Origin of the sequence: Tabrizicola oligotrophica (genome assembly GCF_011008935.1) — a bacterium.
Lineage (GTDB): Bacteria > Pseudomonadota > Alphaproteobacteria > Rhodobacterales > Rhodobacteraceae > Tabrizicola_A > Tabrizicola_A oligotrophica.
Genome location: NZ_JAAIVJ010000001.1, coordinates 44040 through 68891, shown reverse-complemented (window position 1 = coordinate 68891; position 24852 = coordinate 44040). Strand labels below are relative to the sequence as shown.

General features: G+C 67.6%; 25 protein-coding genes and 1 pseudogene. 16 read left to right on the top strand and 10 right to left on the bottom strand.

Annotation, left to right across the window (positions count from 1 at the left end):
* Position 1: 1 nt before the first annotated feature.
* Complete coding sequence (locus G4Z14_RS00340; protein WP_164622754.1) at positions 2-2089, top strand: dipeptide ABC transporter ATP-binding protein; 2088 nt, start codon at positions 2-4, stop codon at positions 2087-2089.
* A 119-nt stretch (positions 2090-2208) separates the two neighbouring features.
* Here the strand turns inward: G4Z14_RS00340 and G4Z14_RS00335 are convergent, their stop codons facing one another.
* Positions 2209-2820, bottom strand: coding sequence for a lytic transglycosylase domain-containing protein (locus G4Z14_RS00335; protein ID WP_164622753.1), 612 nt, complete (start codon positions 2818-2820; stop codon positions 2209-2211).
* Between the two features lie 199 nt (positions 2821-3019).
* Here G4Z14_RS00335 and ssb point away from each other — a divergent pair, with 199 nt between their 5' ends.
* The 6 genes from ssb (at position 3020) to G4Z14_RS00305 (ending at position 7488) form a co-directional block, all read left to right on the top strand.
* Positions 3020-3550 carry a single-stranded DNA-binding protein gene (gene ssb / locus G4Z14_RS00330; protein WP_164622752.1) on the top strand — a complete coding sequence of 177 codons (531 nt, stop codon included), beginning with the start codon at positions 3020-3022 and terminating at the stop codon, positions 3548-3550.
* Positions 3551-3698: 148 nt separating this feature from the next.
* Positions 3699-4061 carry an SUF system Fe-S cluster assembly protein gene (locus G4Z14_RS00325; RefSeq protein WP_164622751.1) on the top strand — a complete coding sequence of 121 codons (363 nt, stop codon included), beginning with the start codon at positions 3699-3701 and terminating at the stop codon, positions 4059-4061.
* A 65-nt stretch (positions 4062-4126) separates the two neighbouring features.
* A complete protein-coding gene (locus G4Z14_RS00320) occupies positions 4127-4486 on the top strand; it encodes a HesB/IscA family protein (RefSeq protein ID WP_164622750.1) in 360 nt (119 codons plus the stop codon).
* 96 nt (positions 4487-4582) lie between these two features.
* On the top strand, positions 4583-5326 hold the full coding sequence (gene tpiA / locus G4Z14_RS00315) for a triose-phosphate isomerase (protein ID WP_164622749.1): 744 nt from the start codon (positions 4583-4585) through the stop codon (positions 5324-5326).
* 57 nt (positions 5327-5383) lie between these two features.
* Positions 5384-6319 carry a DMT family transporter gene (locus G4Z14_RS00310; protein ID WP_164622748.1) on the top strand — a complete coding sequence of 312 codons (936 nt, stop codon included), beginning with the start codon at positions 5384-5386 and terminating at the stop codon, positions 6317-6319.
* A complete protein-coding gene (locus G4Z14_RS00305) occupies positions 6316-7488 on the top strand; it encodes a cytochrome P450 (RefSeq protein ID WP_164622747.1) in 1173 nt (390 codons plus the stop codon). Before G4Z14_RS00310 ends, G4Z14_RS00305 begins: the two co-directional genes overlap by 4 nt.
* A gap of 428 nt (positions 7489-7916) precedes the next feature.
* Here G4Z14_RS00305 and G4Z14_RS00300 read toward each other — a convergent pair whose 3' ends face one another.
* Positions 7917-8378, bottom strand: coding sequence for an Lrp/AsnC family transcriptional regulator (locus tag G4Z14_RS00300; protein ID WP_164622746.1), 462 nt, complete (start codon positions 8376-8378; stop codon positions 7917-7919).
* 342 nt (positions 8379-8720) lie between these two features.
* Here G4Z14_RS00300 and G4Z14_RS00295 point away from each other — a divergent pair, with 342 nt between their 5' ends.
* The 7 genes from G4Z14_RS00295 to G4Z14_RS00265 all read left to right on the top strand — a co-directional run bounded on the left by G4Z14_RS00295 (position 8721) and on the right by G4Z14_RS00265 (position 13645).
* Positions 8721-9023, top strand: a complete 303-nt coding sequence (locus G4Z14_RS00295; protein WP_164622745.1) for a DUF2849 domain-containing protein — start codon at positions 8721-8723, stop codon at positions 9021-9023.
* 8 nt (positions 9024-9031) lie between these two features.
* Complete coding sequence (locus tag G4Z14_RS00290) at positions 9032-10699, top strand: nitrite/sulfite reductase (protein ID WP_164622744.1); 1668 nt, start codon at positions 9032-9034, stop codon at positions 10697-10699.
* The gene (locus tag G4Z14_RS00285) at positions 10689-11438 is read left to right on the top strand and encodes a phosphoadenylyl-sulfate reductase (protein WP_164622743.1); all 750 of its coding nucleotides are present in this window, start codon (positions 10689-10691) and stop codon (positions 11436-11438) included. The genes G4Z14_RS00290 and G4Z14_RS00285 overlap by 11 nt, the downstream gene beginning before the upstream one ends.
* Positions 11435-11806: a DUF934 domain-containing protein gene (locus G4Z14_RS00280; protein WP_164622742.1), complete on the top strand. Its 372-nt coding sequence runs from the start codon at positions 11435-11437 to the stop codon at positions 11804-11806. Before G4Z14_RS00285 ends, G4Z14_RS00280 begins: the two co-directional genes overlap by 4 nt.
* A gap of 91 nt (positions 11807-11897) precedes the next feature.
* On the top strand, positions 11898-12734 hold the full coding sequence (locus G4Z14_RS00275) for a ferredoxin--NADP reductase (protein ID WP_164622741.1): 837 nt from the start codon (positions 11898-11900) through the stop codon (positions 12732-12734).
* A 70-nt stretch (positions 12735-12804) separates the two neighbouring features.
* Positions 12805-13155: an antitoxin Xre/MbcA/ParS toxin-binding domain-containing protein gene (locus tag G4Z14_RS00270; RefSeq protein ID WP_164622740.1), complete on the top strand. Its 351-nt coding sequence runs from the start codon at positions 12805-12807 to the stop codon at positions 13153-13155.
* Between the two features lie 19 nt (positions 13156-13174).
* Complete coding sequence (locus tag G4Z14_RS00265; protein ID WP_227751447.1) at positions 13175-13645, top strand: RES family NAD+ phosphorylase; 471 nt, start codon at positions 13175-13177, stop codon at positions 13643-13645.
* A gap of 60 nt (positions 13646-13705) precedes the next feature.
* On the opposite strand, the gene G4Z14_RS00260 is transcribed toward G4Z14_RS00265, so the two are convergent.
* Positions 13706-14203, bottom strand: a complete 498-nt coding sequence (locus G4Z14_RS00260; protein WP_164622739.1) for a hypothetical protein — start codon at positions 14201-14203, stop codon at positions 13706-13708.
* 157 nt (positions 14204-14360) lie between these two features.
* Between G4Z14_RS00260 and infC the strand changes: the two genes are divergently transcribed.
* On the top strand, positions 14361-14939 hold the full coding sequence (gene infC, locus G4Z14_RS00255) for a translation initiation factor IF-3 (protein WP_456119839.1): 579 nt from the start codon (positions 14361-14363) through the stop codon (positions 14937-14939).
* Between the two features lie 46 nt (positions 14940-14985).
* Here infC and G4Z14_RS00250 read toward each other — a convergent pair whose 3' ends face one another.
* The 7 genes and pseudogenes from G4Z14_RS00250 to G4Z14_RS00220 all read right to left on the bottom strand — a co-directional run bounded on the left by G4Z14_RS00250 (position 14986) and on the right by G4Z14_RS00220 (position 23602).
* Positions 14986-15909, bottom strand: a complete 924-nt coding sequence (locus tag G4Z14_RS00250; RefSeq protein WP_164622738.1) for a hypothetical protein — start codon at positions 15907-15909, stop codon at positions 14986-14988.
* A gap of 54 nt (positions 15910-15963) precedes the next feature.
* Positions 15964-16172, bottom strand: a pseudogene (locus G4Z14_RS00245) (molybdopterin-binding protein); the annotation flags it as partial.
* A gap of 2 nt (positions 16173-16174) precedes the next feature.
* Positions 16175-17176 carry a molybdopterin-binding protein gene (locus G4Z14_RS00240; protein WP_164622737.1) on the bottom strand — a complete coding sequence of 334 codons (1002 nt, stop codon included), beginning with the start codon at positions 17174-17176 and terminating at the stop codon, positions 16175-16177.
* Positions 17173-18147: an XdhC family protein gene (locus tag G4Z14_RS00235; protein ID WP_164622736.1), complete on the bottom strand. Its 975-nt coding sequence runs from the start codon at positions 18145-18147 to the stop codon at positions 17173-17175. The genes G4Z14_RS00240 and G4Z14_RS00235 overlap by 4 nt, the downstream gene beginning before the upstream one ends.
* A 1085-nt stretch (positions 18148-19232) precedes the next feature.
* Complete coding sequence (locus G4Z14_RS00230; protein ID WP_164622735.1) at positions 19233-21332, bottom strand: OmpA family protein; 2100 nt, start codon at positions 21330-21332, stop codon at positions 19233-19235.
* 117 nt (positions 21333-21449) lie between these two features.
* Positions 21450-22721, bottom strand: coding sequence for a vWA domain-containing protein (locus G4Z14_RS00225; protein WP_164622734.1), 1272 nt, complete (start codon positions 22719-22721; stop codon positions 21450-21452).
* Positions 22718-23602: an AAA family ATPase gene (locus G4Z14_RS00220; protein ID WP_164622733.1), complete on the bottom strand. Its 885-nt coding sequence runs from the start codon at positions 23600-23602 to the stop codon at positions 22718-22720. Before G4Z14_RS00220 ends, G4Z14_RS00225 begins: the two co-directional genes overlap by 4 nt.
* Before the next feature lie 179 nt (positions 23603-23781).
* Between G4Z14_RS00220 and G4Z14_RS00215 the strand changes: the two genes are divergently transcribed.
* Positions 23782-24816: a glycosyltransferase family 2 protein gene (locus tag G4Z14_RS00215; RefSeq protein WP_164622732.1), complete on the top strand. Its 1035-nt coding sequence runs from the start codon at positions 23782-23784 to the stop codon at positions 24814-24816.
* The last annotated feature ends 36 nt before the right edge of the window (positions 24817-24852 follow it).

Genomic DNA, 24852 nt, shown 5'->3' with positions numbered 1-24852 from the left:
CATGACCGACACCACCTGGGACCCGTCCAGACCCATTCTTGAAATCGAGAACCTCTCGATCAGCTTCTTCACCCGCCTGCGCGAGATTCCGGCGGTGATGGATTTCTCCTGCACCGTCATGCCCGGCGAGGCGATGGGGCTGGTCGGGGAGTCGGGCTGCGGCAAGTCGACTGTGGCGCTGGCGGTCATGCGCGACCTTGGCAAGAATGGCCGGATCGTCGGCGGCAAGATCCGCTTCAAGGGCCGTGACCTGACCACCATGGGCGATGAAGAGCTGCGCCACATCCGCGGCTCGGAAATCGCCATGATCTATCAGGAGCCGATGGCCTCGCTGAACCCGGCCATGAAGGTCGGGGCACAGCTGGCCGAAGTGCCGATGATCCATCAGGGCATGTCCAAGGCCGACGCCTGGGCGCTCGCCCGCCAGATCGTCGCCGATGTCCGCCTGCCCGACCCCGACCGCATCATCAATTCCTATCCGCACCAGCTCTCGGGCGGCCAGCAGCAGCGCATCGTCATCGCCATGGCGCTGATGTCGAAACCGGCGCTCCTGATCCTCGACGAACCCACCACCGCGCTCGACGTGACGGTCGAGGCCGGCATCGTCGATCTGGTCAAGGATCTTGGTCACAAATACGGCACCTCGATGCTGTTCATCTCCCACAACCTTGGCCTTGTGATGGATGTCTGCGACCGGCTCTGCGTGATGTATTCCGGCGAAGCGGTGGAAACCGGCAATGTGGTGCAGGTCTTCGACAAGATGCGCCACCCCTATACCCAGGCCTTGTTCCGCTCGATCCCGCTGCCCGGCGCCGACAAGAACGCCCGGCCGCTTGTGGCCATTCCCGGCAACTTCCCCCTGCCGCACGAACGCCCGCCGGGCTGCAACTTCGGCCCGCGCTGCGACTATTTCGAAAAGGGGCGCTGCGATGCGCATGACATCGAGATGGAGGACGTGCCCGAAGGCGACCGCCACCAGACCCGCTGCCTGAAATGGCAGGAAGTCGACTGGGACGCGCCGATCGCGGCCCGCGTGGCCAAGGAAAAGGCCAGGATCGGCAAGGTCGTGCTGAAGATGGAAGACCTGCGCAAGTATTACTCGGTCTCCGGCTCGGCCTTCGGTGGCGGCATGAAGAAGGTGGTCAAGGCCAACGAGACGCTCAGCTTCGAAGCGCGCGAAGGCGAGACGCTGGCCATCGTCGGCGAATCGGGCTGCGGCAAGTCGACCTTCGCCAAGGTGCTGATGGGGCTGGAGACCGCGACCTCCGGCTCGATCATGCTGTTTGACGAGAACGTGCAGTCGACCCCGATCACCAAGCGCAATGTCGATACGGTGTCGGCGGTGCAGATGGTGTTCCAGAACCCCTTCGACACGCTGAATCCCTCGATGACAGTCGGCCGCCAGATCATCCGGGCGCTGGAGATCTTCAAGCAGGGCAAGTCCGATGCCGAGCGTCACGCCCGGATGCTGGAGCTTCTTGACCTCGTGAAGCTGCCGCGCGCCTTTGCCGACCGCATGCCGCGCCAGCTTTCCGGCGGGCAGAAGCAGCGCGTCGGCATCGCCCGCGCCTTCGCCGGCGGGGCCAAGGTGGTGGTGGCGGATGAACCGGTCTCGGCGCTCGACGTCTCGGTGCAGGCCGCCGTGACCGATCTCTTGATGGACATCCAGCGCGAGAACGGCACCACGCTCTTGTTCATCAGCCACGACCTGTCGATCGTGCGCTATCTCTCGGACCGGGTGATGGTGATGTATCTCGGCCATGTCGTCGAGATGGGCACCACCGACCAGGTGTTCCAGCCGCCCTACCACCCCTATACCGAGGCGCTGTTGTCGGCGGTGCCGATTGCCGACACCCATGTCGAGCGCAAGCGCATCGTGCTGGAAGGCGACATCCCCTCGGCCGTCAACCCGCCGCCCGGCTGCCCGTTCCAGACCCGCTGCCGCTGGAAATCCCAGGTGCCGGGGGGCTTGTGCGACCGCGAGATGCCGCCGATGCGCGACTTGGGCGGCGGCCACCAGATCAAATGCCACCTCGCCGCCGACATCCTCGCCCGGATGGAGCCGGTCATCAAGATCGCCGCCGAATAGGTCTTTCATACTGGTGAAAATATCCCCCGCGGAGCGTCCGGCATTGGCCACCGGCGCTCCGGCGGGAGGCCGCAGCTCCGGGTTCCCCCTGCCGCCTGCGCCCTACCCGAGGATCGCCCCTACCCGAGGATCGCCTTGACGTAGTTCCGGGTCTCGGCATAGGGCGGGATGCCGCCGTGCTTTTCCACCGCTTCCGGCCCGGCGTTATAGGCCGCCAGCGCCAGACGCCAGCTGCCGAACCTTGCAAACATCATCGCCAGATAGCGCGCGCCGCCGTCAAGGTTCTGGTGCGGATCGTTCGGATCGACCCCCAGCCGGGCCGCGGTGCCGGGCATCAACTGCGCCAGCCCCGTCGCCCCGGCATGGCTGACCGCCTGCGGGTTCCAGCCCGATTCCTGCTGCACCAGCCGCAGGAACAGGTCTTCCGGCACCCCGTGCTTGCGGGCGGCGGCCTTGGCGACCTCGAGATAGGCGCCCTTGTAATTGCCCTTGTAGCGCGGCAGCGCCGTGCTGTCGGAGCCGGATGTCTCCTTGGGCGCGTTGGGTTTCAGCCGGGCGGAAAATTCGTATTGCCGGGACAGCTTGCCATCAAGCAGCGCGGTCTGCGACTTGAACAGCGCGTTGCGGCCTTTGGTCGACCCCGAAAGCTTCAGCCCTTCGGCCGCCGCAATGCCAGAACAGGCCAGCGACACCGCCAGCGACAGGGCAACAATCGGACGCAAAGGCAGCATTCGGAAACCCGATAAGGTCGGACGCCGGCCACTATAGGAAATTGCCACGCAATTGCCAGAGCCAAGCCGGCCTGCGCGGCGAAATACCGCCCGAGGCCGGCCGCCGGCATTGGTTGCAGCCCCGGATGGGCCGCTTTATAGCTTTTGTTAACCAGCTTGCGGCAACCTGCCGGGGCAAACGAGAATCAGGGAGCAAGTCATGGCGGGGTCGGTCAACAAGGTCATTCTGGTGGGCAATCTCGGGCGCGACCCCGAGGTGCGGACCTTCGGCAATGGCGGCAAGGTGGTGAACCTGCGGATTGCCACCTCGGAAACCTGGCGCGACCGCAATTCGGGCGAGCGCAAAGAGCGCACCGAATGGCACACCGTGGCGATCTACAACGAAAACCTCGCCAAGATCGCCGAGCAATATCTGCGCAAGGGCTCGACCGTCTATATCGAGGGCCAGCTGGAAACCCGCAAATGGCAGGACCAGTCGGGCGCCGACCGCTATTCGACCGAGGTGGTGCTGCGCCAGTTCCGCGGCGAGCTGACGCTGCTTGGCGGGCGCGGCGAGGGTGGCGGTTCTGCGGGCGGCTATGACGACCGCGCCTCGGGCGGCGGTTATGACGACTATCAGGGCGGCGGCGGTCAGGGCGGCAGCTTCGGCGGCGGGCGCAGTGGCGGCGGCCAAGGCGGCGGCGGCATGGGCGGCGGGCGCCCGGACCTTGACGACGAAATCCCGTTCTAAGACGGGCTAGCCCGGAGCGGCCAGATCCGGAACGGACATGGGATGCAGGGCATCGGGCGGGCCTTCGGGCCCGCTTTTGCGTTGCGGGCACTGGACCTTGGGGCGTCAATTCCCTATATAATCGCTCAACTAACGCCGCGAGACCGCAATGAACCACCCGCAGGACCACATCGAAGGCGCCCCGCTGATCCGCCCCTCGACCACCGACCACCCGCTTTACGAGGCGGTGGTAGACGCCTGCCGCACGGTGTTCGACCCGGAAATCCCGGTCAACATCTTTGATCTGGGTCTAGTCTATACCATTGAAATCACCGCAGAAAACGACGTCGAGATCCTGATGACCCTGACCGCGCCGGGCTGCCCGGTCGCCGGCGAGATGCCGGCCTGGGTGCAGGACGCGGTGGAACTGGTTCCGGGGGTCAAGCAGGCCCAGGTCGGCATGACCTTCGACCCGCCCTGGGGCATGGAGATGATGTCCGACGAGGCGCGGCTGGAACTCGGGTTCATGTGACGCCCCGGCGGTCTTGAGAAATCGCGGCCGAAAACCTATATTCCGGCCAAAGCAAAGAGGCCCCCATGTTCGGCATCCCCGGAAAAGCCGCCGTCACCCTGACCCCGACCGCCGCGCGGCAGATCGCCCGCCTGATGGCGCAGAAGGACTCGGCCGGCCTGCGCATCGGCGTCAAGAAGGGCGGCTGCGCCGGCATGGAATACACCATGGACTATGTCGCGGCCGAAAACCCGCTGGACGAGGTGGTGGAACAGGATGGCGCGAAGGTGTTCATCGCGCCCATGGCGCAGATGTTCCTGATCGGCACCGAGATCGACTATGAGGTCGACCTGCTGCAGGCCGGCTTCAAGTTCCGCAATCCGAACGTGGCCGAGGCCTGCGGCTGCGGCGAATCGATCAAGTTCAAGGACGCGCCGGCCGCCTGAAGCCGGTCTTTGCCGAAAAATCATGGCTGCGGCCCGCCCCGGCCTTTTGTCCCCGCGCAAGACCCGCTAACCCTTGGTCAAAGGCAGGAGACGGACATGCGCAAACTGGCGGCGGGCAACTGGAAGATGAATGGCACCCGGGCGGGGCTGGCCGAGGTTCAGGCGCTTCTCGCCGCACAGCCGGACCCGGCCTGCGAGATGCTCTTGTGCCCGCCGGCAACCCTGATCGCCGCCATGGCCGCCCTGACGCAGGGCAGCCGCCTGCAGGTCGGCGCGCAGGATTGCCACGCCAGGGCCTCTGGCGCCCATACCGGCGATCTGTCGGCAGCGATGCTGGCCGATGCCGGGGCAAGCCATGTGATCCTTGGCCATTCCGAACGCCGCGCCGACCATGGCGAAACCGATGCCCAAGTGCGAACCAAGGCCGAGGCGGCCATCGCCACCGGGCTGGTGGCCATCGTCTGTCTGGGCGAGACCGAGGCCGAGCGCGATGCGGGCCAGACGCTTGAGGTGATCGGCGCCCAGCTTGACGGCTCGGTGCCCGAGGATGCCACGGCCGCCAATCTGGTGATCGCCTACGAGCCGGTCTGGGCCATCGGCACCGGCCGCACCCCGACCATCGCGCAGATTGCCGAGGTTCACGGCTTCCTGCGCGCGCGCCTCACCGCCCGCATCGGCGCCGAGGCGGCGGGCGTGCGCCTGCTTTACGGCGGCTCGGTCAAGCCCGGCAATGCCGCCGAGATTTTCGCCGTGCCTGATGTCGACGGCGCGCTGGTCGGCGGGGCCAGCCTGAAAGCCGCCGACTTCGCGCCCATCGTCGCGGCGCTTTCCGCCGCCTGACCCCGCGATGTCGCAAACAGAAGCGCGGGGGCAAGGCGTCCCTGCGAGAAACGCCCCATGACCGATGTTTCGCACAGCCACCAGTCCAGCCTCCTGACCGCCAACCTGATCTGCATGGCCTCCATGCTGATCTGGGCCGCCGGTCTGCCCGCGGCAGACATGCTGATTCCGCTCCTGATCCCCGAACAGCTGAACGCGTTGCGCATGGCGCTGGCGGGTGGATTTCTGGTGTTGCTCTGGGCTGCACTGGAGGGCTTCGGCCCACTCCTGCGGGTGAACTGGCTGAAGGGCATCGCCGTCGGCAGCCTGATCGGGCTTGGCGCCTGGTTCCTGATCCGCGGTCAGGCGCTTGGCGGGGCGGTGACGGCGGCGGTGATTTCGTCAACCCTGCCGGTGGTGGGCATTGCGCTGGAGGTCATTCTGGATGGCCGCAAGGTGACGCTGGCGCTGATCCTCGGGCTTGTGCTGTCGCTGATCGGCGGGGTGATGGCGCTGGATCTGGGCGCGGGCGGGGCGGCGGGCCAGATGTCGCTGGCCTGGGGGGCGCTCTTGTGCTTCGGCTCGGTCGTCAGCTTTGCCATTGGCTCGCGGCTGACGGTGACGGCCTTTCCGCGCCAAACCCCGGTCGGGCGCACGGCGGTGACGCTGTTCGGCGCGGCGGTGGCCGCGCTCGCCGTGGCGGGCGTGCAGGCGGCAACCGGCGCCGCGATGCCCTCGTTTGCCGCATGGGGCGCCCGGGAAATCGGGGCCATGCTGCTGTTTTCCGTCGGCGCGCTTGGGATCAGCCAGGTGATGTGGATCATGTCGGTCGAGCGGCTCGGCATCGGTCTGTCGGCGCTGCACATCAACGCAGCACCCTTCTATGTCATGCTGATCCTCTTTGCCCTTGGTGCGGCGTGGAACTGGCCGCAGGCGCTGGCCGCCGCCCTTGTCGGGCTTGGCGTGCTGATCGCCCAAGGCATCCTGCCCCTGCCCTTCGGACGCCGTGCATGAAGACGCTGCACCAGTCTCCGACCGAGCCGGGCTTCGTCCAGAACCCCTATCCGTTCTATGAAAAGGCCCGCAAGGAAGGCCCGTTCTTTCACTGGGCCGAATACGACCTGACCTGCACCGGCAATGCGGCGGCAGTGAACGCCATTTTCCGCGACCGCCGCTTTGGCCGCGAGGTGCCGCCCGAAAAGGCCCCGGCGATCCCCGAGCATCTCGCGCCCTTCTACGCGGTCGAGGCGCATTCCATGCTGGAGCTGGAGCCGCCGCGCCACACCCGCCTGCGGTCCCTGGTGCTGCGCGCCTTCACCTCGCGGCGGATCGCGGCGCTGCAGCCCGAAATCGCCGCCCTCGCCCATGCGCTGATCGACGGCTTTCCGGCCGGCGAGTTCGATCTTCTGAAGCAGTTCGGCCAGCGCCTGCCGGTCATCATCATCGCCCGGCTTCTGGGCGTGCCCGAGGAGATGTCGGACGACCTTCTGCGCTGGTCGAACGCCATGGTCGGCATGTACATGGCTGGCCGCACCCGTGAGACCGAGGATCGTGCCGTGGCCGCGACCGAGGCTTTCGTCGCCTTCATGCGGTCTTACGTCGAGGCCCGGCGGCAAGACCCGCGCGACGATCTCATCACCGAGCTGATCGCCGCCGAGGCCGGCGGCGAGCGGCTGACGACGGATGAGTTGATCACCACCTGCATCCTCCTGCTGAACGCCGGCCATGAGGCGACGGTGCATACCATCGGCAACGGGGTGAAGACGCTGCTCGAGACCGGGCATTCGATCACCGAGGCCACGGCGGAAGACACGGTCGAGGAAATCCTGCGCTTCGATCCGGCGCTGCACATGTTCACCCGCTGGGCCTATGAGGACATCGAGGTCATGGGCCAGACCTTCCGGCGCGGCGATCAGGTCGGGCTGTTGCTCGCCGCCGCCAACCGCGATCCGGGGCAATGGGAAGCGCCCGCGAAGTTCAAACCGACCCGGCCGGTGAAGCCCATCGCCACCTTCGGCGCCGGCCTGCATTTCTGCGTCGGCGCCCCTCTGGCGCGGCTGGAACTCGTCACCGCCCTGCCGATCCTGTTTTCCCGCCTGCCGGGGCTGAGGCTGGCGGGCAAGCCGGTCTATGGCGACGTCTATCACTTCCACGGCCTGACCCGGCTGATGGTGACGCGGTAACGCCAGGCAATCCCCCCTCCCCATCCCTCCCTCACGGCGGGGGGAGGGAGGTTCTCCCTTTCCACTCGACCCGCCCCATGCCCTTCCGGTGCTTCCCCATCCCTCCCCCGCCGAAGCGGAGAGGGCGGCTCCACCTTTCCAGCCGAACCACCCCTTGCCACCCGCACCTCCCCTCCCCCTCCGTGGGGAGGGGCCGGGGGTGGGGGGAGTAGCGCAATATGGCCCATGACCAGCGCCGGGGTATAAACCGGCGAGCGTATCCATCACCTGACACCAGCAGGCAAAGCCCCCCTCCCCGTCCCTCCCCCACAAAGGGGGGAGGGAGGCTCTTCCCGCCCGGCCACTTCTCGATCCTCTCGCTCCACGCCCACCAGCACGGCCACCTCCCGTCCCCCTTCGTGGGGAGGGGTCGGGGGTGGGGGTATCCCTCAGACCGGCAGCACCGTCGTCGACTTGATTTCTTCCATGCTCAGCAGCGCGGTGACGTTGTGGATCTTCACCTCGGAAATCAGCGCCTGATAGAAGGTGTCATAGGCCCGCGCGTTCTTCACCCGGACCTTCAGGATATAGTCGATGTCGCCCGCCAGCCGATGCGCCTCCAGCACTTCGGGGCGGCGTTTCAGCACGTCGAGGAAGCGGCGCTGCCAGTCGGCCTCATGCTCCGAGGTGCGGATCAGCACGAAGAAACAGGCCTCCAGCCCCAGCGCCTCGGCATCGAGGATCGCCGTCTGCCGGGTGATGACGCCGGTCTCCTTCATCCGCCGGATGCGGTTCCAGACCGGGGTCTTGGAACTGCCCACCTTGCGGGCGATTTCATCCAGCGACTGGCTGGCATCGGCCTGCAACTCGACAAGGATTTTCCGGTCAAGATCGTCGATCCGGTCAGACATTCGCGTGAACCCCGTTTTGGCGGAACCCCGTTCCGGCGGGCGGGAATATCGGAACAAATATCCTTATTGGCAAGGGTGTCTGGCGCAAAAGGGGGAAAATATCCTATATTCGGAGGTGAATTCAGAGGATCCTATGACCAGCCCGCAACCCCTCCAGCCAGGTCACATCGTCGGCGCCGGTTCCGGTGCGGCGCGGCCTGCGCGCCCGAAGGCCGTTCGGGCGCCGATTGCCCCCACCCGGCCCGGGCCTGCGGCCTGTTGTGATGGTCCTGCTGTCCTCCTATACGGCCTGACACCCCGCGCCGCCGCCCCCGCAATCTCTCTCCTGAACGAGGCCACCGCATGAGCCGCTTCACCCCCAAGGTCATCACCGCCAACCGCCTGCGCGAAGGCGATGTGGTCTATCTCACCGCCGACGACCGCTGGTCGCCCTTCCACCACGAGGCCGAGCTTCTGGAGGACGAGGCCCATGCGCAGCTCCGGCTGGTGGAAGCCGCCGCGCAGAAGCTGGTGATCGTCGGCGCCTATCTCGCCGATGCCAAGGCCGGGCCGAATGGTCCCGAACCCACCCATTTCCGCGAGGCGTTCCGCACCCGCGGTCCGTCGAACTATCCCCACGGCAAGCAAGCCGACCACGCACGCTGAGGCCCCTGATGTATTCCTATTCCGACTTTGACGAGGCCTTCATCCGCGCCCGCGTGGCGCAGTTCACCGATCAGGTGGAGCGCCGGCTGGACGGCTCGCTGACCGAGGACGAGTTCCGGCCGCTGCGCCTGATGAACGGGCTTTACCTGCAACTGCACGCCTACATGCTGCGCGTGGCCATTCCCTATGGCACGATTTCCCCGCGCCAGATGCGGCAACTGGCCTATATCGCCGACACTTTCGACAAGGGCTATGGCCACTTCACCACCCGGCAGAACATCCAGTTCAACTGGCCGAAGCTGCCCGACGTGCCGGCCATCCTTGGCGCGCTGGCCGATGTCGAGATGCACGCCATCCAGACCTCGGGCAACTGCGTGCGCAACGTCACCGCCGATCATTTCGCCGGTGCAGCGGCGGACGAGATCGAAGACCCCCGGCCCTATGCCGAGCTTTTGCGCCAGTGGTCCACCGACCACCCGGAATTCCAGTTCCTGCCGCGCAAGTTCAAGATCGCCATCACCGGCGCGCCGAATGACCGCGCCGTGACCAAGGCGCATGACATCGGGCTCCGCATGGTGAAGAACGCCGCGGGCGCGACCGGGTTCGAGGTGATCGTCGGCGGCGGCCTTGGCCGCACGCCCATGGTCGGCATGGTGGTGCGTGACTTCCTGCCCGTCGAAGACCTGCTGCCCTATGTCGAGGCCGTGCTGTCGGTCTACAACGTGCTCGGCCGGCGCGACAACAAGTACAAGGCGCGCATCAAGATCACCCTGCACGAGACCGGCCGGGAAGAAATTACCCGCATGGTCGAGGAGCGCTTTGCCGAGCTGAAGCCGCTGTTCGGCGGCAATGACCAGAAGCTTCTGGCCGAGATCCGCGAGGCCTTTGCCGCGCCCGCCTTCCGCGACGCGCCGACTGCGGCCTATGACGCCTTCTACACCGCCGACCCGGCGTTCCGCGCCTGGGCCGACACCAACCTTGCCGCGCATCGCAACGGGCAATACGCCATCGTCACCGTCTCGGTCAAAGCCCATGGCGAGACCCCCGGCGATGCGTCGAGCGCCCAGATGCGGCTCTTGGCCGATCTGGCCGAAACCTATGGCCACGGCGATCTGCGCATTTCCCATGAGCAGAACGTCATCCTGCCGCATGTCCACAAATCCGACCTGCCCACGATCCATGCGGCGCTGGTGAAGGCCGGGCTTGGCACGGCGAACGTCGGGCTGATTTCCGACATCATCGCCTGCCCCGGCATGGATTACTGCGCCTTGGCCACCGCCCGCTCGATTCCGGTCGCGCAGGAGATTGCCTTGCGCTTCAAAGAGTTGAAGCTGGAACATGATGTCGGCCCCTTGAAGATCAAGATCTCGGGTTGCATCAACGCCTGCGGCCATCACCATGTCGGCCATATCGGGATTCTGGGTCTCGACCGCGCCGGGGTGGAGAATTACCAGATCACCCTTGGCGGCGACGGCACCGAGGATGCGACCATCGGCGAAAAGACCGGCCCCGGCTTTGCCTATGATCAGGTTGTGCCGGCGATCGAGCGGATCGTTCTGGCCTATCTCGACCTGCGCGAGGCGCCCGAGGAAACCTTCCTTCAGGCCTATCGCCGGATCGGGATCGGCCCGTTCAAGGCCGCGCTTTATGAGACAGGCGAACGGGATGCTGCTTAAGGTGGAACAGGGCACGATTGCCGAGCGGGTGGCGGCGCTGAATGCGCGCTATCGCCACCATTCGGCAACGGCTGTGCTGGAACATGCGCTGAAAGACCCCGACCTGGGTCAGGTGGCGCTGGTGTCGTCCTTCGGGGCGGAATCGGTGGTGCTTTTGCACCTTGTGTCGGTGATCGCGCCGGAAACCCCGGTGATCTTCGTCGATACAAGGATGCTGTTTCAGGAGACGCTCGACTACCAGCGCGAGCTGGCCGAAAAGCTGCCCCTCTGCGACATCCGCACCATCCGCGCCCGCAAGACCCGGACCGATTTCGAAGATCCCGACGGCACGCTGCACCAGTTCTCGACCGATGCCTGCTGCAACGTGCGCAAGGTGGAACCGCTGGAGCGCGCGCTGCAAGGCTTCGACGGCTGGATCACGGGGCGCAAGCGCTTTCAGAACTCCGACCGCGGCGCCATCGACTTCTTTGAAAACGAAGGCGATTTCCGCATCAAGGTCAACCCGCTTGCCCATTGGGGCCGCGAGGACCTTGAGGAGTATTTGGTCAACAACAACCTGCCCCGGCATCCTCTGGTTGCCAAGGGCTACCCCTCGATCGGCTGCGCGCCCTGCACCAGCCCGGTGAAGCCGGGCGAAGACCCGCGCGCGGGCCGGTGGCGGGGTCAGGACAAATCGGAATGCGGGATCCATTTCATCAATGGCAAGCCCGTCAGAACCACGAAGGACAATGCGCTATGAGCGTTCTTGTGACCGACAAGGGGTTTCAGCCCCTTCCCGAGCTGCCGGCAACCGGCGTGGCCGATCTGGCGCATACCGATGACCCGGCGGCGCTGGATCTGGCGGGCTTGACCCTGATCCGCGTGCATGTGCCCGCCTTCAGCGACGGGCGCGGCTTTACCATCGGCCGCCGGCTGCGGATGCTGGGCTACACCGGCGAGTTGCGCGCCGTGGGCCCGGTGATTGCCGACCAGTACCCGATGGCCCGTCGTGTCGGCTTTGACGCGGTGGAGATCCCCGACGAGATCGCCGCCCGCCAGCCCGAGGCACAATGGCTGAACCGGGCCAACTGGAAGGCGCATGACTACCAGTCGCGGCTGAAAGCGTGACAAATCCGCGCCAGGGCCGCCCTGCGGCTTTCCTCTGAGCCAGATCAAAGCTAATCAAAGGATACCGGTTTAGACGCCGGGCACGCCCCCCATGACCGAAGTGAACTTGATGACCGAAGCTTCCGCCGCCCCCGCCGTGACCAAGCCGCATCTGCCTGACGCCCAGACCGTCACGCAGGTCCGGCACTGGACCGACCGGCTGTTTTCCTTCCGCGTGACGCGGCCGCAATCCCTGCGCTTCCGCTCGGGCGAGTTCGTGATGATCGGGCTTCTGAACGAGCACGGCAAGCCCTTGCTGCGGGCCTATTCCATCGCCTCGCCCGCCTGGGACGAGGAGCTGGAGTTCTATTCGATCAAGGTGCCGGACGGCCCGCTGACCTCGAAGCTGCAGCACATTCAGGTCGGCGACGAGATCATCCTGCGCCCCAAGCCCGTCGGCACGCTGGTGCATGACGCGCTGCTGCCCGGTAAGCGGATCTATTTCCTGTCCACCGGCACCGGCTTTGCCCCCTTTGCAAGCCTGCTGCGCGAGCCGGAAACCTATGAGAAATATGAAGAAGTCATCATGATGCACACCTGCCGCGAGGTGGCGGAGCTGGACTATGGCCGGCAACTGGTGGAAAGCCTGCAGGACGATCCGCTGATCGGCGAGATGATGGCGGGCAAGCTGAAATACTATCCGACCACCACGCGCGAACCCTTCCACCACATGGGCCGCGTCACCGACAACCTGAGCAGCGGCAAGGTCTTTGCCGATCTCGGCCTGCCGAAGATGAACCCGGAAGAAGACCGCGCCATGGTCTGCGGCTCCTTGGCGTTCAACGTCGATGTGAAGGCCATTCTCGAAGGTTTCGGGCTGGTCGAGGGCGCCAATTCCGACCCCAGGCAGTTCGTCGTGGAAAAGGCCTTCGTCGGCGACGGGATCTGATCGCGGCCCGAGAGTCTTGCGGCGCCACCGGAATTGACCTATATTTTCGTCATTCCTCGTGGAGTCCGCCATGAACATCGCCGCATTCACCGAAAGCAGCCTGTTTTCGCCACGCAAGCTGGCGGATGGCCTGCTGACGTCTCAGGAAGATATCGCGCGCTCGGCGGGGCTGGGGCGCGATGCGATTGCGCGCAAGGACCGGCTGGCTTCGGCCAAGACCCAGACCCGGTTGCGCGAGATGGTGGAAATCCTGAACCGGCTGTCACCGCGGTTTGGCGGCGATCTGGTGGCCTATGCCTGGTATCGCAGCCAGCCCCTGCCGGGCTTTGCCGGCAAGACCTGTGCCGCGCTGGTGGCCGAGGGCCGGGCGCAGTTGGTGATGGACTATCTTGACGCCGTGGATGCGGGCGGCTTTGCCTGATCCTGCCGTCCTGCCCCGCTTGCCGGTCTATCGCGCGCTGAACCCGGTCTACGCCCGCGATCCCCTTTCGGGTGCCGGTGCGGCGCTGCATGGCGGGCGGTTCAACCGCAAAGGCCGCGCCGCGCTTTACACCGCGCTGACGCCTGTTGGTGCGGTGAACGAGGCCAATCAGGCCGGGCGCCCGTTCGAACCTGTCGTTCTGGTGGCCTATGACGGGCAGGTCGGCCCCTGCCTTGATGCCTGCGACCCGACCCAGCTGGCAGCGGTGGGACTGGCCCCGGCCGATCTGGCCGCGCCGGACTGGCGGCTGGTGATGGCCGCCCAAGGCATCACTCCCCTGCAAGCGGCTTGCGAGCGGCTGATCGCCCTGGGCTATCACGGCATGATCGCGCCATCCTATGCCGAAGGCGCCCACAGCGCGCGCAATCTGGTGCTCTGGCGCTGGGAGGGGCTCAGCGCCATTGACCATGAGGGCCGGTTGTCACGCTGAGCCCAAGAAAAAACCGCCGTGGATCGCTCCACGGCGGTTTTGTCCTGCCCTTTCAGGCGATTACATGCCCAGAGCGGCTTTCACGGCAGCGACGGCCTCGGCCACTTTGGCCGGGTCGGCGGCAGCGGCGTCAACGCCGGCCTTCAGGGTGGCCTTGGTCGCGTCGTCCAGCGCCGAGGCGTCGATCAGCGCGGTGACCTTGGCGGCGTCGAAGGCGGCCGGGTCAAGGACGGCAGCGGCATCAGCCGCGGCGTCGGTCGCAGCGGCGGCAGCGTCGCCGGCAGCTTCAGTGGTGGCGGCAGCAGCGTCGCCTGCAGCTTCAGTGGTGGCAGCAGCAGCGGCTTCCGCAGCAGCGGCGGCGTCCGCGGCGGCCTTGGCGGCAGCTTCCTCGGCAGCCTTGGCGGCGTCTTCAGCGGCCTTGGCAGCAGCTTCTTCCGCGGCCTTGGCTTCGGCAGCAGCAGCTTCGGCTGCTTCCTGCGCGGGCTTGTAGGAGAATTGGTAGTAGCCGCCAGCGACGGCGAGGATCAGCACGAGGCCGATGAGGACGTTCTTGTTCATGTCACTTACTCCCATGACCGAAACTTTCGGATGGGGTTCGTATGGCAGAATAGCCTGCACTTGAAAAGGGTCTGCCTGCGGCAGTGCAGCAACGCCGAGGAACGACTGCCCGGTTTGCAACGGTTTTCCGGTTGAAGCCCGCCCGCCCAACGCATAGATTGCGCGCGCACAGATCAACTGGACAAGGACCACGACCATAGCCCGCCGCCCCCACAATGCCCCGCCGCAACGCGAAACCGGACCGCGCATCAATGAGCGCATCCGCGCCCCGGAAATCCGCCTGATCGGGGCGGATGGCGAGAATGTCGGCGTGGTCACCCCCGCCCGTGCCATGGCAATGGCCGAGGAAGCCGGGCTCGATCTGGTGGAAATCTCGCCGAATGCCGAACCGCCGGTCTGCAAGATCATGGACTTCGGCAAGTTCAAATACGAGACGCAGAAGCGCGAGGCCGAGGCCCGCAAGAAGCAGCACATCATCGAGATCAAGGAAATCAAGTTCCGTCCCGGCACCGACACGCATGACTATGACGTGAAGATGCGCTCGGTGCTGAAATTCCTTGGCGAGGGCGACAAGGTGAAGGTCACCCTGCGCTTCCGGGGCCGCGAAATGGCGCACCAGGAGCTGGGTCTGGAACTCCTGAACCGCGTGGCCGCCGATGTGGCCGAGGCGGGCAAGATCGAATCCATGCCCAAGCTGGAAGGCCGGCAGATGGTGATGATGGTCGCGCCGAAGTAAGCGCGCGCTGTCCGCATCAGGGACAAGGGGCCGCGAGGCCCCTTTTTCATTGGCCGAGCAAGCCCTGCAGGCAGGCGCTGGCCGCCACCGCCTCCGGGTCAGCCAGCGCCCCGGAGCGCAAGAGGTGCCGCATCACCTCTGCCGCCTTCGGGCTTTGGGCATAGCGGTTCGGGTCGATCAGGCTTTCCGCGGGCGGGCCGATCCAGGCCAGCGCCCAGAAGCCGCCGGATTGCGCCAGATAGGCGGCGAGATCCTCGGCCGGAGTCGGGCTTGCCGGGCAAAGCTGCCGCAGCGTGGTCAGCAGCCGTGCCGTCGCGGGCGCGGCCTGCGCCCATGCCAGCAGCGCCTCTGGCGTGGGTTTGCCCGCGCCCACGAGGGGCCGGCCCGGGTGGCCCGCCCCCAGCGCCGCCAGGGCTTCGGTCGCGCGGGCAGGATCATCGCGCTGCCAGTCGCGGATTGCCAGCGGCATCAGGCTGGCGGGAAAGGCCGGGTCATCGGCAATCGCGCCGAAGCCGCGCTTCTCGCGGATGAAAAGCTGCCGCGCCGCCATATGCGCCGCGCGGCCCTCGCCCAGCCGGGCAAACTCCAGCACCAGGGCGGCAGTGGCATTGCCGTCGCGCAGGGCGACCCAGGCGCGGGCCAGCGGATCGGCTTCGCCGTCGATCCAGTTCTGCCCCGACAGCCCGCCCGGCGCCCGCATCAGTGCGATGCGGCGATCACGGGGCAGGCCCGCCAGCCAGTCGCCGTGATAGGCCGGGGTGGTGTCGATCAGCGTCAGCAGGATGCGGGCGGCGGAATTGCCGGCCTGCGCCTGCGCCGCCAGCGCCTGCAGCGCCGGTTCCTCCCTGCCCGCCAGCCAGTCAGTGACAGCGGCGGCAAAGGCCGGATCCTCCTGCCCCGCGACCCCGGCCCCGAGCGGAGCGCCAAGTGCCGCGAAGACTGCCAGAAGCAAAGCCCGAACGATCGCCATCCTCCGCCTCCAGACCGTTTGCCGCGCGCGCCATCCTAGCACGAAACGACGCGCCTATCGCCCCTCGCGCAACTGCGGCCGGCTGGGGATTTCCTTCAAAAGCCCGCCCACCCCCATGGCGGCAATTTCCTCGTCGCCCACGGCAAGGCCACAGGCCGGCCCGCGAGATGGCCGACAAACAGCAGGTTGCCGGGATCGACCGGCATGCCATTCCCGCTGCCCCGCGCTGACGCCGCGCGCGCCATCCTGGCACGAAACGGGCCGCCTATCGCCCCTCGCGCAGCTGCGGCCGGCTGGGGATTTCCTTCAAAAGCCCGCCCACCCCCATGGCGGCAATCTCCTCATCCCCGACAGCCAGACCACAGGCCAGCCGCTCCAGCACCCAGTCCGCGCCGTTCAGCGCCGGAGAGCGGGCGCAGCCGGGCAGGCCCACCACCGGCCGGCCCGCGAGATGGCCGACAAACAGCAGGTTGCCGGGATCGACCGGCATGCCAAAGCGGCAAACCTCTCCGCCGGCGCGGCGCAGGCCCTGCGGCGCGGTGTCGTGCAGGTCGGAGGTGGCGCTGCCGGTCAGGATCAGCGCCATGTCGCCGGGCAGGTCCTGCAGCGCGGTGGCGATGGCGGTCTCGTCATGGGCGACCTCGCGGCACGCGGCCAGTGTCATGCCCAGGGCCGCGAGCCGCGCCTCGATCACCTTGCGGGCCTTGGCATTCAGCTTGGGGTCCTGCCCCGGCACCGCCGTCAGCAAGAGCCCGGCATCGCGCAGGATGACCGGCTGCACCCGGATGGCGGCGCGGGCCAGCGCCGCGGCCTGTTGCAGCGCCGCCCCCGCGACCGAATAGCTGATGATCTTGACTGTGCCGACCAGCGTGCCTCTGGTCACGCGGCACAGCGGCGGCAGGGTGGCAAGCGTGATTGCCGGATCCACCCGGTTCAGCGCATGGATGGCCGCGGCGTCCAGCACCACCACCCCCGGCCCCTTGGCGTTCAGGTTCACCCGCCCGGTGAAGGCCGGAGCAAGTGCCAGCCCCTGCCCGTCCGGATCGGGTACCAGCGCCGCGGCAAGCCCGCCCGCCGCGGTGTTCTCGTCCATGTCACCGGGGTCGAGCCGGGCCACCGTGACCTGCGTCACCCCTGCGGCGGCAAGGGCGGCGAGGTCTTCGGCCACCAGCACCCGGCCCTTGCGCAACCGCTCCTCGCCCTCGCCGTGGGAATGCGCAAGGATCGCGCCCAGCGCCTCGGTCAGGGGGACGGCGCCGAACCTCATGCGCCCGTCCGCAGGGTGGCGGTGATCTGGGCCATGATCGAGACCGCAATTTCCGCCGGAGTCCGGGCGCCGATGTCCAGCCCGACCGGCGCATGGATGCGGGCGATCTCCGCTTCGGCAAACCCGGCCGCCTGCAGCCGCTCCACCCGTTTGGCATGGGTCTTTTTCGAGCCGAGGCAGCCAAGGTAGAAGGCGGGCGAGCGGAGCGCCAGCCGGATCGCCGGATCGTCGAGCTTGGGGTCATGGGTCAGCGTGACGATGGCGGTGCGGGCGTCGGGGGCAAGGGCCGCCAGCGCCTCGTCGGGCCAGTCATCCAGCACAGTCTCGCCGGGAAAGCGTTCGGCCGCGCCAAAGGTGTCGCGCGGGTCGATGAGCGTCGGGGCATAGCCGCAGGCCCGGGCGATGGTCAGCAAGGGCTGGGCGATATGCACCGCGCCGACCACGATCAGCCGCAGCGCCGGGTTGTGCGGCGCGATGAAGCGGCCGTCCTCCTCCATCCCCGCCTTGTCCGAGCGCAGCCGCAGATCGGCGGCGCCATCTTGCCCGGGGCGGTAAAGCGCACGCACCCCGCTCGTCGGATGCACGGCATAGGCGACGGGATGCTTGGCCGCGCGCGCCGCGACCAGATCGGCCAGCAGCGCTTCGGGCAGGGCGCGGCCCACCGGCTCCACCAGCACCCGGATCGTGCCGCCGCAGGCCAGCCCCACCGAAAACGCCGTCTCGTCGCTGACCCCAAAGGTCAGCAGCCGCGATTGGCCATCCGCCATCGCCTCGAGCGCCTCGGTGACCACCGCGCCTTCGACGCAGCCGCCCGAGACCGACCCCATGATCTGCCCCTCGCCCGAGATCGCCAGCTGGCTGCCCGGCTGGCGCGGCGCCGAGCCCCAGGTCTCAACCACAGTGGCCAGCGCCGCCTTGCGCCCCGCCCGGTGCCAGTCCAGCGCGATTTCAGGGATCTGGTCGTGGTCCATGGCTCCTCCTTGAACGCCCATCATGCGCCCGCTCCGCCCTGCCTTACCATTGTCCAAAGGTCGCGGGGTTGGAAGCGGGATTTGCCGCACCGTCGCCGGGGACGGAGCAGAGCGGACCGGCGGCCCAGTGGCCCTCTCCCCTCCGTGGGGAGAGGCCGGGAGTGGCGGCGCCCCCGGAGAGCGCCGGAACACCCGCTCCCCGGCGGCCCGTGGCACGCCTCCAAGCGCCACGGCCCGCCACTGCACAGCAAGCGCGAGACGGGTGCAGAGCGACCCCACTCCAACCGCAAAGTCCCCTCCCCCTCCGCGTGGAGGTGCCGGGGGTGGGGGCGCCCCGGAGATCGCCGGAACACCCGCCCAACTCCGCCCATGGCACATCTCCAGGCGCCGATGCCCGCCACTGCCCAGCAAGCGCGAGAGAAACGCACAGCGACCCCACCCCAGCCGCAGGGCCTCTCCCCTCCCCCTGCGTGGGGAGGGGCTGGGGGTGGGGGCGCCCCCGGAGGTCGCTGGAACACCCGCTCCCCGCAGCCGCCCGTGGCGCATCTCCAAGCGCCACGGCCCGCCCCTTCGCAGCAAGCGCGCGAGAGAGAGAGACCCAGCGACCCCACTCCAACCGCAGGGCCTCTCCCCTCCCCGTCCGTGGGGAGCGGCCGGGAGTGGCGGGCGCCATCGGAGATCGCCAGAAAACGCCCCCCCCCAACCGCCCGTGGCACGCATCCAAGCGCCACAGCCTGTCACTGCGCAGCAAGCGCGAAAGAGACGCACAGCGACCCCACCCCAGCCGCAGGGCCTCTCCCCTCCCCTTCCGTGGGGAGGGGCCGGGGGTTGGGGGCGCCGCCGGAGATCGCCAGAACACGCGCCCCCCAGCCGCCCGTGGCGCATCTCCAAGCGCCACGGCCGCCCCTTCGCGGCAAGCGCAAGAGAGACGCACAGCGACCCCACCCCGGCCGCAGTCCCTCTCCCCTCCCCCTCGGTGGGGAGGGGCCGGGGGTGGGGGGCAAGGGCCAGCAGTCAAAGGCCCCGGATCTCTCCGGGGCCTGCATTCCTTTATCTGTCTGCGACGATCCGCTCCGGCCCGGCGCTCATTCGACCTTCGCCGCCGTGCGCAGCAGGGGGGTGATGAGGCGCACCGCCACGCGGCGGTTGCGGCGTTCGTCGGCCTCGGTCGGGACCAGAAGTTCGGTCTCGCCATAGCCCTGCACCACCATGTTTTCCGGCGGAATCTGGAAATACTCGGTCAGCGCCAGCGCCACCGATTCCGCCCGGCGGTCCGACAGGGCAAGGTTCATCGCCGCCCGGCCCACGGCATCGGTATGGCCTTCGATCAGGAACACTTCGGCGGGATTTTCGGCCAGCAGATCCTGCATCAGGCCGCCAAGATCGGCCAGCGCCTCGGCCTGCCCGGCCTTGATCGCCGCCGAGCCGGTGTCGAAGGTCACGTTGCCGGCATCAATGGTCGCGGCCAGCGCCCGCACCTCGGCAATCTCGCGCACCTGCCGCAGGCTGAACTTGCGGCCAAGCTTGGCCACATCGCGGGCGGCAAGCCGGGCCTTCAGCGCGGCGTTCTCGTCTTTCGACGAAATGTTCACCCGCTCGACCGGCGGCGGCAGGCGCGACACGATGACGGGCTCTTCCTCGGCCAGATCGTCGATCAGCACCATCTCGCGGCCATAGCGGTCATAGGCGGCGCGGCGCAGCACCCGGCCAGTGGCGTCGCGGATGGTGACAACCTGCGAGCCGTCCGTGCGTTCGACAATGGTGCGGGTCGAGCCGTCGCGGAAGGTCTCGGTCCGCACGGTGGAGCCCGGCCGGCGCAACACGGTGTCGTCATCCTTGTAGAGCGAATAGCTGCCGTCGGGATTCAGAACCACCACCCGGTCGCCAGTGTTCGACACCACCTGCCGGTCCTCGCGGTCGTTCACGCCCTTGATGATGGCGCCGATCGCCAAGGCGCCCAGCGCGAAAAGCCCGACCTTCTCCAGATCCGACAGCCGGTCCTTCTTGCCCGGCGCAACCTGCACCGGGGCCGCGGCGAATTCCTGCGAGGAGCTGCGGGTGTCGTCCTCGGTCAGCACGGTGATGACGCTTTGCACCGCCTCGGGCGAGACCGGGGCCTCGGCCACCGGCACCTGTTCCTGCGTGGTCTGCCCCGACGCGTCCTGTTCGCTCTGCTGGCCCGCCAGCGCTGCCGCCGCGCCAAGCGCGGTCGGGTCGATCGCCTCGGGCTCGGTCAGAATCTCGCTCAGGGTCTCGACCTCGGTTTGCGAAACCTGCGGGGCTTCGACCGGCACGGCGTCCGGATTGACCTGAACCGGCTCGGTCTTCAGTCCGGCGGCGGCGTCGATGATTTCGCCCGAGGAGTCCACGACGATCTCCTGTTGCGCGGCTTCCAGCGCTGCGGCTTCGGCGGCGATTTCCTCGGCGGTCTTTTCCACCGCAGGACGCTTCTTTTTCTTCTTCGGCTGCGCGGCGGGATCCTGGATCACCGCCTCGGGGCTGGCCTCATCCGCCGCAACGGCAGGCGCCTGCCCGGTCGCCTGTTCCTCGGCGGCCTTCTGCGCCTCGGCTTGCGCAGCGGCCTGCTCGTCAGCGGCTTTCTGGGCCTCAGCCTCCGCCGCGGCCTGCGCTTCGGCGGCCTGCTGGGCCTCGGCCTCTGCTGCGGCCTGCTCCTCGGCGGCCTGCTGGGCCTCAGCCTCTGCCGCGGCCTGCTCGTCAGCGGCTTTCTGGGCCTCAGCCTCCGCCGCGGCCTGCGCTTCGGCGGCCTGCTGCGCCTCAGCCTCCGCTGCAGCCTGATCCTCGGCGGCCTGTTGGGCCTCGGCCTCTGCTGCGGCCGCAGCAGCCTTGCGGGCCTCGCGCTTGGCCTTCTTCTCGGCCTTGGTGGCTTCGGTGTCAGCGGCGCCCTCGGCGTCTTGCTCCGTCGTCATGGCCGGATCCTGGGTCATTGCCGGATCCTGGGTCATGGCCGGATCTTCGTCCAAAGTGCCGTCCTGCGTGGCAGCCACGCCGCCGGGCAGGTAATCCTCCAGTTTGCAGGGCTTCTTCTTGGTCGGTTTGCACAGGATCGTGCCGTCCTCGGCCACGACCGCCCCCTTGTCATTCAGGGTCTGGGCCATCACGGGCCAGCCGTGCAGGGGAGTGAGCGCAATCGACAGCGCCGCGGTTGAGGTGAGCAAGCGTTTCATCTTGATCCTTTCAGGCGGGGCAAACCCGCCGAGCGATTCCAAATCCGGGCCAGTTTGAAGGACCGGTCCCCCCAATGCGAACCGAAAACCCCGCGATAGGCGATAACAAGCCTGCGTTCACAGGCGGTTATCTGCCAACAGCCGCATCAGCCGGGCCTTTTCGCCGCCCTCGTCAGAGTCCGAGATCACCCGGCCCAGCGCCTCCAGCGAGGCCACCGAATGACCGGCGCGAAAGCTGTCGACATGGGGCAACATGGCCCGGATTCCCGCCGCTTTCGGGGCAAATCCCTCCCAGCGCAACAGCGGATTAAGCCAGATCAGGCGGCGGCATGACAGGTGCAACCGCTCGATTTCCTTGGCCAAAAGCCCGGCATCGTCGCGGTCCAGCCCATCGGTGATGAGAAGCACCACCGCCCCCTGCCCCAGCACGCGTCGCGACCAGTCGCGGTTGAAGGTGGCAAGCGACGCCCCGATTCGCGTGCCGCCCGACCAATCCTGCGCCTGCGCCCCGGCGGCGGCCAAAGCGGAATCGACATCGCGGGTGCGCAGGTGCCGGGTGATGTTGGTCAGCCGAGTGCCAAAGGTGAAACCATGCACCCGCGCCCAGCCCTGCCCGCGCTGATTGGCCACCGCATGCAGGAAATGCAGCACCATGCGCGAATACTGGCTCATCGACCCCGAGATGTCGCACAGCACCACCAGATTGGGCCAGCGCGGGCGCGGCTTTTGCATGCGCAGCTCGGTCACCTCGCCGCCATGGCGCAGCGCCGCGCGGATAGTGGCGCGCGGGTCGATCCGGTGGCCATTGACCGCCGCCTTCATCCGCCGCGACAGAAGCGGCTTCACCGGCAAGGTCAGCCGCGCCAGCATGCGCCTGGCCTCGGCGATCTCCTCCACCGACATCTGCTCGAAATCGAGCGTCCTCAGCCGCTCCTCGGCCGATTGCGTGGCGCTGGCGTCGATCTCGATGCCGGGGTCCTCCTCCTCCAGTCCCGGCGGCAGGGGCGGCGGCTCGGGCCGCGCCTCGCCCAGAAGCGCTTGCGCCGCGCGCTTCTCGGCCGGCTCGGCCCGACGCTCGTCCTGCACGCCTTTCAGACTTGGCAGCAGGAAAGACATCATCTGTTCCAGAAACTGCGGATCGCGCCAGTAAAGCCGGAAGCACTGGTGAAAAATCCTGCGCTGCTCGGGGCGGCTGACGAAAACGGCGTGCAGCGTCCAGTAGAAATCCTCACGCTCGGCAAAACCCGCCGCCGCCACGGCCCGGATGGCATCGGCCACCCGGCCCGGCCCCACGGGCAGACCCGCCCGGCGCAGGGCGCGGGCGAAATGGGCGATGTTTTCCGCCAACCGCCCGGTTTCCGGCAGGGTCTGAGGCAGCTCAGCGGTCACGTCAGCGCCTTTTTCACCTCGTTCAGGATTTTCGTCGCTTCCAGCCCGTTCAGCTTCTGGATGTCGTCCTGATATTTCAGGATCGCCCCCAGCGTATCGGCAATCACCTCGGGCGACAGCGCGATGACGTCCAGCGCCAGAAGGCATTTTGCCCAGTCGATGGTCTCGGCCACGCCGGGGCGCTTGAACAGATCGGCGCCGCGCAGGGCCTGGACAAAGGCCACCACCTCGCGCGTCAGGGCTGCGGCGGCGTCCGGCACGCGGGATTTCAGGATGGCAAGCTCGCGGTCAAAGGCCGGGTAATCGACCCAATGGTAAAGGCAGCGCCGTTTCAGCGCGTCATGCACCTCGCGCGTGCGGTTCGAAGTCAGGATGACGATCGGCGGCGCGGGGGCCTTCACTGTGCCAAGTTCGGGGATCGTGACCTGAAAATCCGACAGCGCCTCCAGCAGGAAGGCCTCGAACGGCTCGTCGGCGCGGTCCAGCTCGTCGATGAGCAAGACCGGCGCTCCGCCCGGCTGCGGCCGCATCGCCGCCAAGAGCGGACGCTCGATCAGGAATTCCTCGGAAAACACCCCCGCCCGCCCGCCCGCCTCGCCCGCCCGGATGGCGATCATCTGGGCGGCGAAATTCCATTCCGACACCGCCGCGCCCGCATCCAGCCCCTCATGGCATTGCAGCCGGATCAGCCGGCGGCCAAGACCCGCCGCCAGCACCTTGGCGATCTCGGTCTTGCCGACCCCGGCCTCGCCTTCCAGAAACAGCGGCTTGCCCAGCCGCAGGGCCAGAAACACCACGGTCGCCAGCGCGCGCGAGCCGACATAGCCCTGCCCTTCCAGCAACGCCTCGACAGCGTCAATCGAGCCGGGCAGATCGGTCATCACGGGGCCTCCCTCAAAGCCTGCCCACGTTGGCGGCCCGGTCTGGCCCGGTCAAGCGCGTCCAACGCGGCATGCGACTAAGGAAGGGGGTGCGATTTCCCCTTCCCTTGGCCTTTCATACTGGCGCAAATATCCCCGCCGGAGGCTCCTGAACCTTCCTCTGGCGCGAAAGGGTCAGGATGAAAGCGCTGGCGATCCTCGGGGTCAAGAACGAAGGGGCCTTCCTGATCGAATGGCTGGCCCATCACCGCGCCGTGGGCTTCACCGATTTTCTTGTCTATTCCAACGACTGCAGCGACGGCACCGACGCGATGCTTGACCGCCTGCAGGCGCTGGGCTGGCTTACCCATGTCCGCAACGACGGACCGCATGCCGAAGGCCCGCAATGGGCGCTGCTGAAGGCCGCCGAGCAGCATCCGCTGAAGGCCGCCGCCGACTGGGTGCTGTTTTGTGACATCGACGAATTCGTGAACATCCATGCCGGCGACCGCACGCTGGGCGCCCTGCTGGCCGCCCTGCCGGAGGCCGATGCCATCACGCTTACCTGGCGGATGTTCGGCAATGCCGGCGTGATCGAGTTCGCCGATCAGCCGGTCACGCAGACCTTCACCCGCGCCGCGCCGGAAACCCTGGCCTGGCCCTGGCGGGCGCAGCTGTTCAAGACGCTGTTTCGCAATGACGGGCGCTGGCGCAAGCTCGGCGTGCATCGCCCGCGCAGCCCGGCGCCCGGCGTTCCGGCGCGCTGGTTTGACGGCTCGGGCCGCGAAATTGCCGATCTGGCGGCAGGCCAGCGGATCTTTTCCGACTACACCCGTCCGAATTACGGGCTGGTGCAGCTCAACCATTACGCGCTTGGCGCGATGCAAAGCTATCTGGTCAAATGCGACCGCGGCCGGGCCAACCGCGAGGCTTCGGGCTTTGACATGGGCTATTGGGTGGAACGCAATCTCTGCGCGGCAGAGGACCGGACGATTCTGGCGCTCGACAGCAGCGCCCTGCGCGACGGCCTGCATGCCGATCCGGTGCTGGGCGCCTTGCACGCCGGCGCCGTCCGCTGGCGGCAGGACCGCTTTGCCGCGCTGATGGCCGAAGAGTCCTGGCGGGCGCTGTTCGGGCGGCTCCTGATGTGCCCGCCGTCGCAGGCGCTGGACCGGGCAGCGGCGGCGGCCCTCTTGGCCCATCAGCGCCCGGCGCCGGCGAGAGGGCCGGGCTGAGCCGGGGCCTAATCCCGCTGGAAACGATCGCCGCCG

Coding starts and splice junctions, on each gene's coding strand:
- G4Z14_RS00340 (WP_164622754.1), top strand. CDS start 2: ATGACCGACACCACCTGGGACCCGTCCAGACCCATTCTTGAAATCGAG.
- G4Z14_RS00335 (WP_164622753.1), bottom strand. CDS start 2,820: ATGCTGCCTTTGCGTCCGATTGTTGCCCTGTCGCTGGCGGTGTCGCTG.
- ssb (WP_164622752.1), top strand. CDS start 3,020: ATGGCGGGGTCGGTCAACAAGGTCATTCTGGTGGGCAATCTCGGGCGC.
- G4Z14_RS00325 (WP_164622751.1), top strand. CDS start 3,699: ATGAACCACCCGCAGGACCACATCGAAGGCGCCCCGCTGATCCGCCCC.
- G4Z14_RS00320 (WP_164622750.1), top strand. CDS start 4,127: ATGTTCGGCATCCCCGGAAAAGCCGCCGTCACCCTGACCCCGACCGCC.
- tpiA (WP_164622749.1), top strand. CDS start 4,583: ATGCGCAAACTGGCGGCGGGCAACTGGAAGATGAATGGCACCCGGGCG.
- G4Z14_RS00310 (WP_164622748.1), top strand. CDS start 5,384: ATGACCGATGTTTCGCACAGCCACCAGTCCAGCCTCCTGACCGCCAAC.
- G4Z14_RS00305 (WP_164622747.1), top strand. CDS start 6,316: ATGAAGACGCTGCACCAGTCTCCGACCGAGCCGGGCTTCGTCCAGAAC.
- G4Z14_RS00300 (WP_164622746.1), bottom strand. CDS start 8,378: ATGTCTGACCGGATCGACGATCTTGACCGGAAAATCCTTGTCGAGTTG.
- G4Z14_RS00295 (WP_164622745.1), top strand. CDS start 8,721: ATGAGCCGCTTCACCCCCAAGGTCATCACCGCCAACCGCCTGCGCGAA.
- G4Z14_RS00290 (WP_164622744.1), top strand. CDS start 9,032: ATGTATTCCTATTCCGACTTTGACGAGGCCTTCATCCGCGCCCGCGTG.
- G4Z14_RS00285 (WP_164622743.1), top strand. CDS start 10,689: ATGCTGCTTAAGGTGGAACAGGGCACGATTGCCGAGCGGGTGGCGGCG.
- G4Z14_RS00280 (WP_164622742.1), top strand. CDS start 11,435: ATGAGCGTTCTTGTGACCGACAAGGGGTTTCAGCCCCTTCCCGAGCTG.
- G4Z14_RS00275 (WP_164622741.1), top strand. CDS start 11,898: ATGACCGAAGTGAACTTGATGACCGAAGCTTCCGCCGCCCCCGCCGTG.
- G4Z14_RS00270 (WP_164622740.1), top strand. CDS start 12,805: ATGAACATCGCCGCATTCACCGAAAGCAGCCTGTTTTCGCCACGCAAG.
- G4Z14_RS00260 (WP_164622739.1), bottom strand. CDS start 14,203: ATGAACAAGAACGTCCTCATCGGCCTCGTGCTGATCCTCGCCGTCGCT.
- G4Z14_RS00250 (WP_164622738.1), bottom strand. CDS start 15,909: ATGGCGATCGTTCGGGCTTTGCTTCTGGCAGTCTTCGCGGCACTTGGC.
- G4Z14_RS00240 (WP_164622737.1), bottom strand. CDS start 17,176: ATGAGGTTCGGCGCCGTCCCCCTGACCGAGGCGCTGGGCGCGATCCTT.
- G4Z14_RS00235 (WP_164622736.1), bottom strand. CDS start 18,147: ATGGACCACGACCAGATCCCTGAAATCGCGCTGGACTGGCACCGGGCG.
- G4Z14_RS00230 (WP_164622735.1), bottom strand. CDS start 21,332: ATGAAACGCTTGCTCACCTCAACCGCGGCGCTGTCGATTGCGCTCACT.
- G4Z14_RS00220 (WP_164622733.1), bottom strand. CDS start 23,602: ATGACCGATCTGCCCGGCTCGATTGACGCTGTCGAGGCGTTGCTGGAA.
- G4Z14_RS00215 (WP_164622732.1), top strand. CDS start 23,782: ATGAAAGCGCTGGCGATCCTCGGGGTCAAGAACGAAGGGGCCTTCCTG.